This window comes from Kribbella sp. NPDC004138 (assembly GCF_053603655.1).
This window is the reverse complement of the sequence record NZ_JBSGFZ010000003.1, coordinates 222,668-237,769: the sequence shown is the minus strand read 5'-3', so window position 1 is coordinate 237,769 and position 15,102 is coordinate 222,668. Positions and strand designations below refer to the sequence as shown.

Here is a 15,102-nt window from a genome sequence, read left to right as displayed (position 1 = left end):
AGTGGGCAGAGTGAGTGGTGCTAGTGGTTGAGCAGGGCGTCGAGCTCGGCCTTCAGGGCCTCGGCGCTCGCGGAGAAGCCGCGCGGGCTGATCGCGTCGACCAGACCGGCGGCCGGCTGGTCCAGGTACCGCTCGAGACGGCCGGCGAGCTCGGCGTCGTCGGCGGCGATCCCGTGCTCGACGGCGGCGGCCGCGAGCGCGGACCAGGTCGGCTCGTGGTCCAGGACGTCGCGGATCGTCGCGTCGGTGGCCAGTTGCGGCGCCTCGGCGTACGGATCGGCGAGGGTCCACTCGTGCGTACCGTGCCCGGTCTCGACAGGATCGAGGCCCGGTACGTCGACCTTGGCGCGGGAGCCGACCGGAACGGTGACCTTCAGCGTCACCTGCCCGTCGGCACGGGTCCACGCGACCGACGCCTCGCCGTACGGCGTGAGGTGCCTGGCGGATGCGTTCGTGAGGTGGTCGGTGAACAGTGGGCGGACATCGATCGTCTGGTAGCCGGGCTCCGCGGCCGCGAGGCCGGCCACCCGCCGGTGCATCCAGTCGGCGACGGCGCCGAGGGCGTAGTGGTTGAACGACGTCATCTGGCCGGGGTTGATGCTGCCGTCGGGCAGCATGCTGTCCCAGCGTTCCCAGACCGTCGTGGCTCCCATGGTCACTGCGTACAGCCAAGAGGGGCAGCCTGTCTGTAGCAGAAGGCGGTACGCCAGGTCAGGATGTCCGGAATCGGCCAGCGCGTCGGCCATCAGCGGCGTCCCGACGAATCCGGTACTGATCCGGAAGCCCGCCGTCCGCACGAGGTCGGCGAGCCGTTCGCCGGCGCGCTGCCGCTGGTTCTCGGTCGGCAGCAGCGCCCACTGCAAGGCCAGTGCGTAGGTCGTTGCCGCGTCGCTCAATACCCGGCCGCCGTCGGTCGCGTACTCGGTCGCGAAGGCCTGCCGGACGCGCGCGGCAAGGTCGGTGTACTCGCGGGCAAGGTCGGTCTGACCGACCACTGCGGCAGCCTTGCCGAACACTTCGGCGGACCGGGCCAGGTGCGCGGTGGCGACGACATCCGGGTCGGCCTTGGCCAGGAACGCGTTCTCCGGCGGCGCGGTCGGGTCGAGCCAGTCGCCGAACTGGAAGCCGCCCGACCAGACCAGGTCCGGGCCGGCCAGGTCGGCCATCTTGTCCACCCAGGCCCGCATGCTCGGCAGTTGCCGGGCGAGCAGCCCGGCGTCGCCGGTGCGCTCGTAGACCACCCACGGAACGATCGTTGCCGCGTCACCCCAAGCCGCAGTCGCCGGTGACTCGTTGCGGAGCACGTCCGGGATGACGAAAGGCACCGAGCCGTCCTTCTGCTGCTCGGCGGCGAGATCGGCGAGCCAGTTGGTCAGGAAGCCCGCGGTGTCGAACAGGAAGCCGGCGCTGGGGGAGAAGACCTGGATGTCGCCGGTCCAGCCGAGTCGCTCGTCGCGCTGCGGGCAGTCGGTCGGCACGTCGACGAAGTTGCCGCGCATGCCCCAGACCACGTTCTGGTGGAACTTGTCGAGCAGCTCGTTCGACGACTCGAACCAGCCGGTCCGCCGCAGGTCGGTGCCGATGACGACGGCTTCCAGGTCCTCCTTGCGGAGGTCGGTCACGCCGGTGACCTCGGCGTACCGGAAGCCGTGGAAGGTGAGCGGCGAGTCGAGGACGACCTCGTCCGGTCCGGCCAGGATGTAGGTGTCGGTCGCCTTCGCGGTGCGCAGCGGGCGGACGCCGAGCTCGCCGTTCTCCAGCACCTCGGCGTGCCGCAGGACGATCTCGTCGCCCGCGGACCGACCGCGGACCTTGAGGCGGACGCGGCCGACGAGGTTCTGGCCGAAGTCGACGAGCGTCTTGCCGGACGGCGACGTGGTGATCTCGAGCGCCGGGAGCACGTCGGTGATCCGGACCGGCGGGCCGTCGGGTGCGACGAGCAGCGCGAGGTCGGCGTCGAGGACGTCGACGGGTGCCGCCTGGCCGGGCTGCTTGCGCAGGTCGGTGGACTGGCCGTCGTACAGGTCGTCGGCCAGCACGTTGCTCTCCCGGGAGGTCCAGGTGCCGTCGCTCGCGACCGTGTGGACCTGGCCGTCCTCGGTGGTCACCTCGAGCTGTGCGAGGACCGCGAGGCGGTCGCCGTACAACTGCTTCTGGTCCTGGAAGCCGATCCGGCCGCGGTACCACGCGTTGCCGAGCAGGAATTCGAGCGTGTTCTCACCAGGTCGGACAAGCTCGGTCACGTCGTACGTCTGGTAGCGGAGCCGGTACTGGTACGCCGTCCAGCCGGGCGCGAGCTCCTCGGTGCCGACCCGCTGCCCGTTCAGCTCGGGGATGTAGATGCCGTACGACGTGGCGTACAGGCGGGCTTTCACGACACCGTCGGGGAGCTCGGCGGAGCCGGCGATCAGCGGCGCTGGGGAGCCGTGCGGGTTGTCCCGCGGGCTGACGAACCGGGCGGTCCAGTCGCCCGGCGTGAGCAGCCCGGCCTCGACGGTCGCGGGCTCGCTCCAGTCGCTCCAGTCCCCGGTACCGCGGACGCGGACCCGCACCTGCGCGGCCTGGCGGGACTCCAGCGCCTCGCCCGGCCAGGGCACCAGGATCTGGTCGGGGGACTGGACGGTGAAGACCTGCGTGCTGCCGGTGGTGATCTCGACCTCGTACGCCGTCTGCGCGTAGCCGGCGTCCGCGGCCGGGACCTGCCAGGAGATCCTCGGGCTCGCGGTGCCGATGCCCAGGACGGGTGCGGACCGATGCTCGAAGCGGAGGGCGGTGGGTGCGGCGAGTTGCGACATGAGACTCCAACCGAGTGAAACGATTCATTGGGTGCTCTGACAAAACGCTCGATGTTGGCTGATGGATCGGCGAGGACGTTTCGCTTGTTCCCCGATCCTGCGACCGGCAGTCGCCGGTCACTAGCCCGATGTGCACCCGATCTAGCACGATCTGCACTTCGGCTCGTATCGTGACCTCGTGGCAGGCGTGGCCGATGAGCCGGTGCGGACCCGCGGAACCGTGCTGCACTTCGTCGAAGGGACGGTCGTGCACGCGGGCACACACCTCCACGAGAAGTCCCACCCGCTGCACACGCACAGTTTCTTCGAACTGCTGCTCGTCACCGGCGGTGAAGGCGTCCACCACAGCCTCGCGGGGCGCCAGCGGCTCCGGGCCGGCGACGCGATCCTGCTGCGGCCGGGGGTCTGGCACGAGTACGTCGAGTGCGACGACCTCGAGGTCTACAACTGCTGTTTCTCGGCCGACCTGGTGCGCCGCGAGCTCGCGTGGGCGCGCGAAGATCCCTTGCTGGGTTACCTGTTGTGGACCGGACCGTTCTCCGCGCAGCGTCGCGGGATGCTCGCCACCCATCTCGATCCGGGTACCTTCGCCGAGGCCGTCGGGCACCTCGACGGACTGCGCCGGCTCCGCAACCAGCCGCTCAGCCGGCACCGCGGCGAGGTGATCGGCTGGCTGTCGCTGTACCTGAGTTGTGTCGCCCGGACGGTGGCCGAATCCGACGAACGCGGTGAGCACACGCATCCCGCGGTGCTCGACGCGATGCGGCTGATGGAGGCTGACCCGGCGCGGCACTGGACGCTCGCCGAGCTCTCCGGCGAGTTGCATCTGGCCCCCGGCTATCTGGTCCGGCTGTTCAAGTCGGTGACCGGAGTCCCGCCGATGGCGTACCTGTCACGGCACCGCGTCGAGCTCGCGGCCGACCGGTTGCTGCACACCGATTTGCCGATCAACCGGATCGGGGAGTCGGTCGGCTGGCCCGACCAGAACTACTTCGCCCGCCGATTCAAATCCCACTACGGGCTATCAGCGACCCTCTATCGGGAACGTTTCAACGCCATCAGGCACAGCTATCCGGCCGCGGACGAGAAGGTCTAGCCCGTCCAGGATCCGCTGCAGACCGAACTCGAGGCCCTGGTTCTCGCTGCCCGCCGACGTCCGCATCGCGGCGGTCAGATGCGGGAAGCGGCCGGCCTCGGCCGTCAGGATCTCGGCGAGCGACAGCTGCAGCTCTTCCTCGGTCAGCCCGGTGGTTTGCCCCGGGAAGGTCGACGACTGCTGGGCGATGTTCCGGACGTGGCTGGTGACGACCAGGATCGAGTCGAACTGCTCGCCGCCGGTGAGGCCGGTGCCGGCGAGCGCGGCCAGGCCGCGTTCCATCCAGAGGAGCTCGTTGGGCCCGAGCAGCCGGCGGCCGATCGTCGACTGGAGCAGCCACGGGTGCCGGGTGAAGCCGTCGTACAGATCGAGCGCCCAGGTGTGCAGGGCCTCGCGCCACGGTAGGTCCGCGCGGTCGGGCGGGGGACCCATCGCGATGTCGCTCATCACCGCGACGAGTTCCGTCTTCCCGGGGACGTGCCGGTAGAGCGCCATCTTCGTCACCGGCAGCTCACCCGCGATGCGCTGCATGGAGACCGCGTCCAAGCCCTCGGCGTCCGCGATCGCGATCCCGGCCGCGGCGATCTCGGCCAGCGTGATCGCGGGCTTCGGGCCGCGGCTGCGAGCCGGCGGCCCGCCCCAGAGCAGTTCGGTCATCGGCGTCCTTCCGTCTCGGCTTGAACTGTGTCTACCATACACTTTAATGTGTCTACCGGACACAGTAAGGAGATGGAATGAAGATTCTGGTATCGGGTGCGAGCGTGGCGGGCCCGTCGGTGGCGCTCTGGCTGGGGCGCGCGGGCCACGAGGTGACCGTGGTCGAGATCGCGCCCGCGCTGCGGCAGGGCGGGTATGCGGTGGACTTCCGCGGCGAGGTGTTCACGACGGTCCTCGACCGGATGGGCGTGCTCGACGACCTGCGGGCGCTGCAGACCGGCGGGAACGCGATGCGGTTCGTCGACGAGTCGGGCCGCAAGCTGATGCGGTTGCCGGCCGAGTTCGCCGGCGGCGAGCTGGAGGTGCTGCGGGCGGATCTGTCGCAGGTGTTGTACGAGCACAGCCGGGCGCAGGCGGCGTACCGCTTCGGCGACTCGATCGCCTGGTTGCGCGAGCAGCCCGGCGGCGTGGACGTGCGGTTCGAGAGCGGGGTCGAGGAGACGTACGACCTGGTGATCGGCGCCGACGGGATGCATTCCGTCGTACGGCGGCTGGCGTGGCCGGCGGACCAGGTCCTCGAGCGGTACCTGGGGTACTACGTGGCCGGCTGGGAGGTGCCGAACACGCTGGGCATCTCGGGGGACACGCTGATGTACAACGTGCCGGGCAAGCTGGCGAGCGTCGGCGCAGACCGTCGCGATCCGGCGCTGGCGCAGACGCTGTTCGTGTTCAAGTCGCCGCAATTGCAGTACAACCGCCGCGACCTGGACGAGCAGAAGGCGATCCTGCAGGAGCACTTCGGCGGGCTCGGCTGGCACGTCCCGGAGCTGCTCGAGGCGTTGCCGGCGGCAACGGAGCTGTACTTCGACTCGATCAGCCGGGTGCGTGTCGAGCGCTGGTCGACGGAGCGGATCGTGCTGCTCGGCGATGCGGGGTACGGAGCGACGTTCGGAGCGCTCGGCACCGGTACGGCGGTGGTGGGCGCCTACGTGCTGGCGGGGGAGTTGGCCCAGGCCCGCGGCGACTTCCGGACCGCCTTCGCCCGGTACGAGGCGACGCTGCGCAAGGCCGTGTCGACGACGCAGGACGGCAGCCGCGCGGGGTCGTTCCTGGCGCCGGCGACCCGCTTTGGCATCGCCGCGCGGAACCGGATCCTGGACATCCCGTTCTTCCTCAACCAGATGCTCAAGATGGCCCAGAACATGAGCGAACTGATCGAGCTGCCTGCCTACTCGATCGACACGGCCTCAGGGCAGCAGGGGCAGCTGGTAGAGGAGTGACTCCCAGGAGTCGGGCAGCCACCCCGGCACGCCGAGAACGGCCATGTACAGCCAGATCGCGACGAGCACGCAGAGGAACAGCGCGAGTGTCCCGAGTGCCTTGAGCCAGGCGGGCTGCTTGCCGGTCCAGGCAGTGAGCGCCTTGACCCAGTCCTTGACCCGGTACAGCAGCCGCTGCGCCCACTCGAACTCGCTCGCGAGCACGGCAAGACCCGCGATGAACAACGGGATCCCACCCGGTCCCGGCAACCACCCCGTCAGCGGCGCCGCGATGATCAGCAGCCCGCCGAGCACCCCCACGCCGATGCGGTAGAACAGCAACTTCCTCGGATTCTCACGAATCCGCCTCCGCCACTCCCACCGGTCGTCCGCAGCATCGAGCGTGATGTTGTGATCGGTGCGGTCGGGACTTTCCTTCTCGGCCACGCACCCAGCCTACGTGGTGGCGGGGTTGCCGAACTCCCAGTGCCACGGCTCCTCGCGGTTGCCGCCCTGATCGGCCCAGGCCGGGTGCAGCCAGCCGTACGCCGGGGCGTGCGACTTCATCCATTGGTACTGGGTGGTGTTGTACTTGTCGATCCCGCCGCACAGGTCGACGGCCACGCCCCACCCGTGGTTGGAGGTGCCCGGGAGCGCGGCCAGCGACGGCTTGCGCTGGTACAGGCTGACCTGCGACGCGTACGAGCGGTAGGAGTCGGTGATGCAGAGCGACTTGCCGAACTGGGCGCGGTAGGCGGCGGCGAGTCGCGCGTACGCCGCCGCGGCGTCGCAGCGGAGCATGTGACCGCCGGACCCGAGGGCACACAGCTTGCCGGCGGGGATCATGCCGTTGCTGTAGCCGCCCCAGCCGGTGCTGGCGGATCCGGTCGCCAGGAACGGCATCGGGTTCACCGGGTCGCCGCCGAGCCGGACCTCGAAGTGCAGGTGCGGCCCGGTCGAGTTGCCCTCGGTGCCGACGGCACCGATCTGCTGCCCGGCGGTGACCTGCTGACCGTCCGTCACGTCGACGCGACTCAGATGGGCGTACAGCGTCTCGAGGCCGTTGCCGTGGTCGATGCGCACCAGGTTGCCGGCCCAGGCCGGGTGCTCGACGCGGACGACGCCCGACGTCACCGCGCGCACCGTCGTACCGATCGCGGCCGGGAAGTCCTGGCCGGTGTGCAACCCGGTCGACCACATCGCTCCCGACTGGCCGAACGGCGTGCCGATCTCGTAGGTGCCGTCCGGCAGCGGCCACGTCCAGGAGCCTGAGCCGACGTCGTACGACGTCGCGGTGTTGCCGCAGCGGAACGCGTAGGCCTCGGAGGTCGCCACCGGCGCGACCTGCGGCTTGGCCGGGGCGCCGAGTGTCGGGCGCAGGGCGGCGTACAGGTTGTCGGGGATGGTCGTGACGACCACCGCGCCCCTGGCCTCGTCGGCGGCGATCATCTCGCCGCTGTCGAGCGCGATGCCGATGTGCACCAGGCCGAGCGACCTGCTGCCCATGACGAGGATGTCGCCGGGCTGGATCTGCGCGTTCGGGACAGCTTGGTAGTCCGGATAGACCTTGCCGACGAGGTTCGGCAGCGTCGTGTACGGCTGCCAGGCGACCCGGGCCGCGCCGAGGCAGCCGTACTTGTCGGGGCCGGTGGCAGCGACGCCGTACGGCTTGCCGACCAGGCTGAAGGCCTGGTTGACCGCGCGGATCGTCTCGGCCGACATCACTCGCACGGCCCGGCCGCCGACCGCCACCGAGGCGACACCGGGGATGGCGGCACCACGGCGGGTCAGCGGGCCCAAGCCGGCCGGCAGCTTGGCCGGATTCTTGAGGACGGCGGCCGCCGGGGGAGCGACCTTCGTGGCGGCGAGCTCGGTGAGATAGGCGCGCCAGCGCGCGAGGGCCTGCTGGTTGCGGGTCTGCTGGAGCTGCTGCGAGAGCGCGGAAGCGACGTCGAGGTCGGCGGTCTGGTCAGCCATCGCGGCCGCAGCGTCGGCCGCTTTCTGCTGCACCTGGTTGCTGAGCTCCTGGGCCTTCGCGGCGGCCTGGTCGGCGGCGGTGCGCTTCGTCGTCGCCTCGCCCCTCAGCCGGTCCGACTCGACCTCGGCGGCCCTCGCCCGCTGGTACTGCGAGACCTGGGTGTTGCCCAGCTGCGTGATCGCGGTCTGCCGGTCGGCGATCTCCTGGAGGTTCTCGGCGACCGGGGCGAGCGACCACAGCATCGACTCGGTGCCCATGACGGTTGGGATGCCGAGCTGGTAAGCCTGCGCGGTGATCACCCCGAGGCGCCGGCGCTCCTCGTCGGACTTGCCCTTGGACACGGTCGCGGTGGACTCCGCCTTCTTGGCGGCGGACTCGGCGGCCTGCGCCTCCTTCAGCGCCTTCGTGTAGGCGATGGTGGCCTTGGCGAAGTCGGCCTGCAAAGCCGCGGCCTCGGCCTGGAGCTGCTCGAGGGAGCGGTTGACGTCGGTGACGGAGGCCGGCGGCGGCTCGGTCGCGGACGGCGACGGATCGGCATGGGCCGCCGGCACGGCGACCGCCGCCAGCAGTGTGCCGAGTGCCGCGAGCCGCAGCCCCCGGCGCTTCCCCAGATCCATCCGTCCCCCATGCGAGATCGCCTCACGCGCGTGCCCAGCGTAGGCGTCGTACGGTCCTTACGGAACCCTGGTGCACACAAAGTGACCGTTCGGACGACATGAGGCGGGCCACAGTTGCCGACTCGGCGTCGGATCGCCTGGTCCGACCCACTAAAGTTCACTGCATGGCCTCGCACTTTGACGTTGTTGTCCTCGGCGCCGGTCCCGGCGGGTACGTCGCGGCGATCCGCGCCGCCCAGCTCGGGCTCAAGACCGCCATCATCGAGAAGAAGTACTGGGGCGGTGTCTGCCTGAACGTGGGCTGTATCCCCTCCAAGGCGCTGCTGCGGAACGCCGAGCTGTCGCACATCTTCCGGACGGAGGCGAAGACCTTCGGCATCAGCGGCGAGGTGACCTTCGACTTCCCGACCGCGGTGCAGCGCAGCCGCAAGGTCGCGGACGGCCGGGTCAAGGGCGTGCACTTCCTGATGAAGAAGAACAACATCACCGAGTTCGACGGCTGGGGCTCGTTCACCGACGCCAACACCCTGGACGTGACGCTGAACGACGGCTCCTCGGAGACCGTCACGTTCGGCTCCTGCATCGTGGCGAGCGGCGCGACCACCAAGCTGCTGCCGGGTACCCAGCTGAGCGACCGCGTGGTGACCTACGAGGAGCAGATCCTCACCGAGGAGCTGCCGGGCTCGATCGTGATCGCCGGCGCGGGCGCGATCGGCGTCGAGTTCGCGTACGTGCTGGCGAACTACGGCGTCAAGGTGACGATCGTCGAGTTCCTGGACCGGATCGTGCCGCTGGAGGACCCGGAGGTCTCCAAGGAGCTCGCCCGGGCGTACAAGAAGCTCGGCATCGACCTGCTCACCTCGACCCGGGTCGACTCGATCGACGACTCCGGCGAGAAGGTCAAGGTCACGGTCACCGGCAAGGACGGCAACCAGCAGACCATCGAGGCCGACAAGGTCCTGCAGGCGATCGGCTTCCAGCCGCGCGTCGACGGCTACGGCCTGGACAAGATCGGCGTCCAGCTCACCGAGCGCGGCGCGATCGGCATCGACGGCTTCTGCCGGACCAACGTGCCGAACATCTTCGCGATCGGCGACGTCACCGCGAAGCTGATGCTCGCGCACGCCGCCGAGGCGATGGGCGTGATCGCGGCCGAGACGATCGCGGGTCACGAGACCATGGAGCTCGACTACGCGATGATCCCGCGGGCGACGTTCTGCCAGCCGCAGATCGCCAGCTTCGGGTACACCGAGGAAGAGGCCCGGAAGCTCGGCCACGAGGTCAAGGTCGCCAAGTTCCCGTTCACCGCGAACGGCAAGGCCCACGGCCTCGGTGACGCCAGCGGCTTCGTGAAGGTGATCAGCGACAGCAAGTACGGCGAACTGCTCGGCGCGCACCTGATCGGCCCCGAGGTCACCGAGCTGCTGCCGGAGCTGACCCTGGCGCAGAAGTGGGACCTGACCACCAAGGAACTGGCCCGCAACGTGCACGCCCACCCGACGCTGAGCGAGGCCCTCCAGGAGGCCTTCCACGGCCTCGAAGGGCACATGATCAACTTCTGAGCTGGTCAACGGCTGCTCGTGCCTGGTCGGCGCGAGCAGCCGTTTTCTTGTGTCAGGCGACGGCGGTTGCCTCGAGTTCGACCAGTTGGCCGGGGATCGCGAGGCGGGTGACGCCGAGCATGGTGGTGACGGGCGCGACGCCGGCGGCAGCCAGGCGGGACGCCAGGACGCCGTAGTGCGGGAACAGTCTGGTCGACGTCCGTGGTGTAGACGTTCAGGCGGACGAGGTGGTGCGGACCGGTTGGTCTCGCTGGTCCTGCTGTTGCGTCAGCGGGGCCGGCTGACGGCGGACGTGCTCGCCCGCGAGCTGGAGGTGTCGACGCGGACTGTGCTGCGCGACATCGAGGCGCTGTCCGCGGCGGGTGTCCCGGTGTACGCCGAACGCGGCCGTCACGGCGGATTCGCGTTGCTGCCCGGGTTCCGTACCGAGCTCACGGGGCTGAATCACGACGAGGCGCTCGCCCTGCTGACGGCTGCCGGTTCCGGGCAGGTTTTCGGTCTGAGCCAGGCGCTCGCCTCGGCCACCCGCAAGGTCGTCGACGCGCTGCCCGAAAACCATCGCTCCACCGCGAGCGAGGCGGCCCAGCGGATCCTCGTCGACCCGGAGGCCGACCTGCTGTCGCGCCCACTGGTCATCAAGGAGGTGCCGGACGCGACGATGCTCGCGGTACGGCGCGCGGTGCTGGCCGGTCACCGGCTCCGGATCCACTACGCGGCGACCGGTCAGGATCCGCAGTGGCGGACGGTCGACCCGATCGGCCTGGTCACTGTGCGGGACAAGGGCTACCTGCTGGCTCGGCGGTCCGGGGAGGACCGCACGTACCGCCTGTCCCGGCTGCTCGCCGCCGAGGAACTCCCCGAACCGGCAGCGCGCCCGAGCAAGGTCGATCTGGACCGCGTCTGGCGCGACCGCCGCGCGCAGTTCCTGGTCGACGGACACATCACTGTTGGCGCCAGAGTCCACCCGTCGCGTCGTGAGGACCTGCTGAACGCCGCGGTTGCGGTCCGAGCCGAGGAGGCCGACCCGGACGGCTGGCTGCGCCTCGAGGTCACCTTTCAGGACTCCTGGCACGCCGAATGGGCCTTCTGGCAGCTCGGCCCCGCCGCCGAAGCCCTCGCCCCACAGTCCGTGCGCACCGCCCTGCACCGCCGGGCGACCACCATGGCCAACCTCTACAGCGGACAGCCGTCAGAGAACCCGGGACAGGCCGGGGATCCGGGTGATGAGTAGCCAGGCGAGCCCGAAGCACAGAATGACGCCTCCCGTCGCGACAGCCAGGGCCTTGAGTTCAGCCGGCAGCGGTACGGGGCGCAGAGCGATGGCAAGCATGACCAGCACGAACTGCTGCAGGACGAACGCTCCGAAGCAGGCCCGGATGACCGCTGGGCGGATCCACGGGACCGGTCGTGCGAGGCGTCGCTGTGCCAGACCGAGCAGCCAGATCGGGCCGAAGACGACCAGCGGACTCTCGATCACCGGGAACACCACTGCCGGCCAGTCCCAGCCGCCGGTCCACGCCTCCCCGCCGATCCCGCTCTCGCTGACCCCGACGAGCACGAAGCCGCCGAAAGCCGCCAGGGCGGCAAGCGTCACGACGCCGCTGATCCGCCGCAGCCGGTCGGGGACCGCGGTGAGCCAGTCGGCGCGCGAAGCCACGATCCCGACGGCGAAGATCGCGATGCACGCCGGCCACTGGTAGAAGTTCAGGTCGAGATACCTGTTCTCGCTGTTGAACGGGAACACCAGGCGGACCAGGAAGGTGGTCACGGCAACGATCACGGACACCAGGGCGAGCTGCCGCGCGGTGATCTCGTGGACGGTGGAGCGGATGGCGAAGTGACGTCGTACGACGGTCCAGGCGGTGTAGGCGAGCGTGAAGAGGAGCAGGTCGCCGACGAACCAGAGCGTGCCGGTGTCGAGGGTCTGCTCGGCGCCGAAGTACGACGACCAGTACGAGCCGGTGTCGGTGCCGATCCCGTACTCGAGCACGTACATCGTGAGCGGCAGCAGCACCAGCACGTAGACGGCGAAGACGACGCCGAGGCGGAGCAGGCGGTCGCGGACGTACGGGCCGGGGTGCTTGCGGGCCAGCGATCGGGGCGTCATCAGCCCTGCGACCAGGAACAGCACCGGGATCAGCAGCATCGCGAACGGCCCGCCGACCGCGAGGACGATCGCCTGGGTGATGGGGGACAGCGTCGTCTCGCGCTGGTCCGCGTACGCCCACCAGTCCAGCTCGCCGTATCCGCTGACGGCGTGGCCGACGATGATCGCGGCGATCAGGATCACCTTGAGGTTGTCGACATACCGCAGGCGCGCGCCCGCCCAGCGCGTGACCTCCGCGTCGTGGCTGCCGGTCACGCGGCTGCTCGCCGTGCCGCGTACCTTCCTCACACCCTGAGCGTCTGGCGAGACCTGCCCGGCCACCAGTGCCGAACGTCCGCCGTACAGCCGGTCGACCTGCTCTGATCGCGGCTACCGTTCGGCGATGTCGCCGAGCACGGGTTTGACGTCGACGATCGGGGTGCCGTCGAGGGCTTCGAGGTTGCGCACCTGCAGGCGGAGCTCCTCGCGGGCCAGCACAGTGACGCGGTGCAGGCCGAGCGGGTTGGGCCGGTCGGGCGAGCGCGTGCTGAAGACCCCGGTCGACGGACGGGAGGTGTCGCCGCGCGGGTGCACCTTCTGTACGTCGCGGTCGGCGCGGTCGAACCAGGTGATCAGGATGAGCTCGTCGCCGACCCCCACATCGGCCAGCGCATCCTGAACCGACGCGTCGAAGACCACCCACGCATCAGGCGCCCCCTCGTCACCCTGCCGCGGCGCATCCTCCCGAGCCCGCAAGCTCGACTCCACCCGTGCGATCGGACGGAGCAGCATCTCGCCGGTCACCTCGGGTACCTGTAGACGGTCTGAAGAGGTTCGCCGGGGGTGTGGACGTGGAAGGCGAGGCCGGGGTGGGCGGCAGGGTCCACGACCGAGTCGGTGTGGGGTTCGAACGGCAGGGGAACGCTGGAGCGGATGCCGGGAGCGCCGAGGACGGGGTGGCCGGCGAAGGTGGTGACGATGGCGTTGTGGACGTGGCCGGTGAGGATCGCGGTGACGGGCTTGCCGCTGAGAACCTCGGCGAGGGCGTCGGACTCCATGAGCTTCCACTGGTCCATGACCGGATGATGCAGCTCGAGCGGCGGGTGATGCATCGCGACGAAGAGCGGCCCGTCGAACGGTTCCCGCAGTACGCCGTCCAGCCACGCGAGTGAGTCCGCGGAGAGCAGACCGTGGTCCGCGCCCGGGACGCTGCTGTCGACGAGGACGAAACGGGCACCACCGATGTCGCGCACCTGATGAACCGGATGCCCTTCGCCCGCCGACGACACGAACGCGGCGAGTCCGGCCCGCAGCGGCGCACTGACGTCGTGGTTGCCGGGCAGCACCAGCACCGGCACGTCGAAGTCCAGCTCGCCGGCGAGTTCGGCGTACTCGGCCTCCAGCCCGTGATCGGCCAGATCCCCGGTCACCAGCACGACGTCCACCGACGAGGACCGGACGTATGACGTCACCCGGCGCAGTCTCGACCGAGGCTCCTCGGAGCCGTCGAGATGCGGGTCACTGAGGTGCGCGATCACAAACATGGCAGCACAGTAGCGGCAGAACCCCGGCGCGCGGTTCTGCCGCGGTCGGGACGCCGGTGGCCGGTGGTGAACGGGTCCTTACGCTGCGATGACGTGCCGGGTGGCGACTTGGCCGGTCAAGGCCGGTCTGGGAGATTGGGGCGCATGGCTGAACAGGTTGATGTCGTGGTGGTGGGGCTCGGGGTCGGCGGCGAGGAGACGGCCGGGCGGCTGGCGCAGGCGGGGCTGCGGGTGGTGGGCATCGAGTCCCGGCTGGTCGGCGGTGAGTGCCCGTACTACGGCTGCATCCCGAGCAAGATGATGATCCGGGCCGCGAACCTGATCGCCGAGACCCGGCGCGTCGACGGCATGGCCGGTACGTCGAGCGTGACGCCGGACTGGACGCCGGTGGCCAAGCGGATCCGCGAGGAGGCGACCGACACCTGGAACGACCAGGTCGCGGTCGACCGCCTGGTGAACAAGGGCGCGACCGTGATCAAGGACGTCGCCACGATCACCGGCCCGACCACGGTCAGCGCCGGCGGCACCGAGTACGAGGCGTCCCGCGGCATCGTGATCGCGACCGGGACGGTGCCGTCCGTCCCGCCGATCGAGGGGCTCGCCGGCACGCCGTACTGGACGAACCGCGAGGCGATCGAGGTCGAGACGCTGCCGGAGTCGATGGTCGTCCTGGGCGGCGGCGCGATCGGCATGGAGCTCACCCAGGTGTTCGCCCGGTTCGGCGTCCGGATGACGGTCGTGGAGGGCGCGCCCGAGGTGCTGTCGATGGAGGAGCCGGAGTCGGGTGTGCTGGCCCGCGAGGCGCTGGAGCGCGACGGCGTGACGTTCCTGCTCGGCGCGCAGGCCCAGCAGGTCGCGTACGCCGACGGCACGTTCACCGTGACGCTAGCGGACGGCAGGACGGCGTCGGGCGAGAAGTTGCTGGTGGCAACCGGCCGGCGGGTGGCGACCGCTGGGCTCGGGCTGGACAAGCTCGGTCTGGACCCGGCGGCCCGCCGGATCGAGGTCGACGAGCACGTCCGCGCGGGCGACAAGGTCTGGGCGATCGGCGACGTCACCGGTGTCGGCGTCTTCACCCACAACGCGATGTACCAGGCCGACATCGCGGTCCGCGACATCCTGCAGGAGGAGAACGCGCCGACCGCGAGCTACCACGCGATGCCGCGGGTGACCTTCACCGACCCGGAGATCGGCGCGGTCGGGATGACCGAGAAGCAGGCCCGCGACGCTGGGCTGAACGTGCGCACCGGGTCGACGCCGATCCCGGCCTCGACCCGCGGCTGGATCCACAAGGCCGGCAACGAGGGCTTCATCAAGGTCGTCATGGACGCGGACCGGGGCGTGCTGGTCGGCGCGACGAGCGCGGGCCCGACGGGCGGCGAGGTGCTGAGCGCGCTCGCGGTCGCGGTGCACGCCGCCGTACCGGTGAGCACGCTGCGTCAGATGATCCTTGCGTACCCGACGTTCCACCGTGCGATCGGGGAAGCTCTCAAGTTCTAGTTGCGAAT

The 15,102-nt window shown here is 70.1% G+C and carries 12 protein-coding genes and 1 pseudogene; 5 read left to right on the top strand and 8 right to left on the bottom strand.

Going from position 1 to position 15,102, the window contains the following annotated elements:
* Positions 1 to 20 precede the first annotated feature (20 nt).
* Positions 21 to 2,795 carry a family 78 glycoside hydrolase catalytic domain gene (locus ACWEOO_RS05340; protein WP_452141910.1) on the bottom strand — a complete coding sequence of 925 codons (2,775 nt, stop codon included), beginning with the start codon at positions 2,793 to 2,795 and terminating at the stop codon, positions 21 to 23.
* Between the two features lie 178 nt (positions 2,796 to 2,973).
* Between ACWEOO_RS05340 and ACWEOO_RS05335 the strand changes: the two genes are divergently transcribed.
* Positions 2,974 to 3,891 carry a helix-turn-helix transcriptional regulator gene (locus ACWEOO_RS05335; protein WP_359928006.1) on the top strand — a complete coding sequence of 306 codons (918 nt, stop codon included), beginning with the start codon at positions 2,974 to 2,976 and terminating at the stop codon, positions 3,889 to 3,891.
* On the opposite strand, the gene ACWEOO_RS05330 is transcribed toward ACWEOO_RS05335, so the two are convergent.
* Entirely contained in the window at positions 3,820 to 4,548 is a 729-nt protein-coding gene (locus ACWEOO_RS05330; RefSeq protein WP_452141909.1) for a TetR/AcrR family transcriptional regulator, read from the bottom strand. The genes ACWEOO_RS05335 and ACWEOO_RS05330 overlap by 72 nt on opposite strands.
* Before the next feature lie 77 nt (positions 4,549 to 4,625).
* Between ACWEOO_RS05330 and ACWEOO_RS05325 the strand changes: the two genes are divergently transcribed.
* Complete coding sequence (locus tag ACWEOO_RS05325; protein WP_452141908.1) at positions 4,626 to 5,828, top strand: FAD-dependent monooxygenase; 1,203 nt, start codon at positions 4,626 to 4,628, stop codon at positions 5,826 to 5,828.
* Here the strand turns inward: ACWEOO_RS05325 and ACWEOO_RS05320 are convergent.
* Complete coding sequence (locus ACWEOO_RS05320) at positions 5,796 to 6,254, bottom strand: PGPGW domain-containing protein (protein ID WP_452141907.1); 459 nt, start codon at positions 6,252 to 6,254, stop codon at positions 5,796 to 5,798. The genes ACWEOO_RS05325 and ACWEOO_RS05320 overlap by 33 nt on opposite strands.
* A gap of 9 nt (positions 6,255 to 6,263) precedes the next feature.
* Positions 6,264 to 8,402, bottom strand: coding sequence for a peptidoglycan DD-metalloendopeptidase family protein (locus ACWEOO_RS05315; protein WP_452141906.1), 2,139 nt, complete (start codon positions 8,400 to 8,402; stop codon positions 6,264 to 6,266).
* 164 nt (positions 8,403 to 8,566) lie between these two features.
* Between ACWEOO_RS05315 and lpdA the strand changes: the two genes are divergently transcribed.
* The gene (gene lpdA / locus ACWEOO_RS05310; RefSeq protein ID WP_452141905.1) at positions 8,567 to 9,964 is read left to right on the top strand and encodes a dihydrolipoyl dehydrogenase; all 1,398 of its coding nucleotides are present in this window, start codon (positions 8,567 to 8,569) and stop codon (positions 9,962 to 9,964) included.
* A 52-nt stretch (positions 9,965 to 10,016) separates the two neighbouring features.
* On the opposite strand, the pseudogene ACWEOO_RS05305 reads toward lpdA, so the two are convergent.
* A pseudogene (locus tag ACWEOO_RS05305) lies at positions 10,017 to 10,194 on the bottom strand (RidA family protein); the annotation flags it as partial.
* 11 nt (positions 10,195 to 10,205) lie between these two features.
* Here ACWEOO_RS05305 and ACWEOO_RS05300 point away from each other — a divergent pair.
* Positions 10,206 to 11,195, top strand: a complete 990-nt coding sequence (locus tag ACWEOO_RS05300; protein WP_452141904.1) for a helix-turn-helix transcriptional regulator — start codon at positions 10,206 to 10,208, stop codon at positions 11,193 to 11,195.
* Here ACWEOO_RS05300 and ACWEOO_RS05295 read toward each other — a convergent pair.
* The 3 genes from ACWEOO_RS05295 to ACWEOO_RS05285 form a co-directional block, all read right to left on the bottom strand.
* On the bottom strand, positions 11,154 to 12,359 hold the full coding sequence (locus ACWEOO_RS05295; RefSeq protein ID WP_452141903.1) for an acyltransferase family protein: 1,206 nt from the start codon (positions 12,357 to 12,359) through the stop codon (positions 11,154 to 11,156). The genes ACWEOO_RS05300 and ACWEOO_RS05295 overlap by 42 nt on opposite strands.
* Positions 12,360 to 12,440: 81 nt before the next feature.
* Entirely contained in the window at positions 12,441 to 12,854 is a 414-nt protein-coding gene (tsaA, locus tag ACWEOO_RS05290) for a tRNA (N6-threonylcarbamoyladenosine(37)-N6)-methyltransferase TrmO (protein ID WP_452141902.1), read from the bottom strand.
* The gene (locus tag ACWEOO_RS05285) at positions 12,851 to 13,594 is read right to left on the bottom strand and encodes a metallophosphoesterase (RefSeq protein WP_452141901.1); all 744 of its coding nucleotides are present in this window, start codon (positions 13,592 to 13,594) and stop codon (positions 12,851 to 12,853) included. The genes tsaA and ACWEOO_RS05285 overlap by 4 nt, the downstream gene beginning before the upstream one ends.
* Before the next feature lie 144 nt (positions 13,595 to 13,738).
* On the opposite strand from ACWEOO_RS05285, the gene ACWEOO_RS05280 reads away from it, so the two are divergent.
* On the top strand, positions 13,739 to 15,094 hold the full coding sequence (locus ACWEOO_RS05280; RefSeq protein WP_452141900.1) for a dihydrolipoyl dehydrogenase family protein: 1,356 nt from the start codon (positions 13,739 to 13,741) through the stop codon (positions 15,092 to 15,094).
* The last annotated feature ends 8 nt before the right edge of the window (positions 15,095 to 15,102 follow it).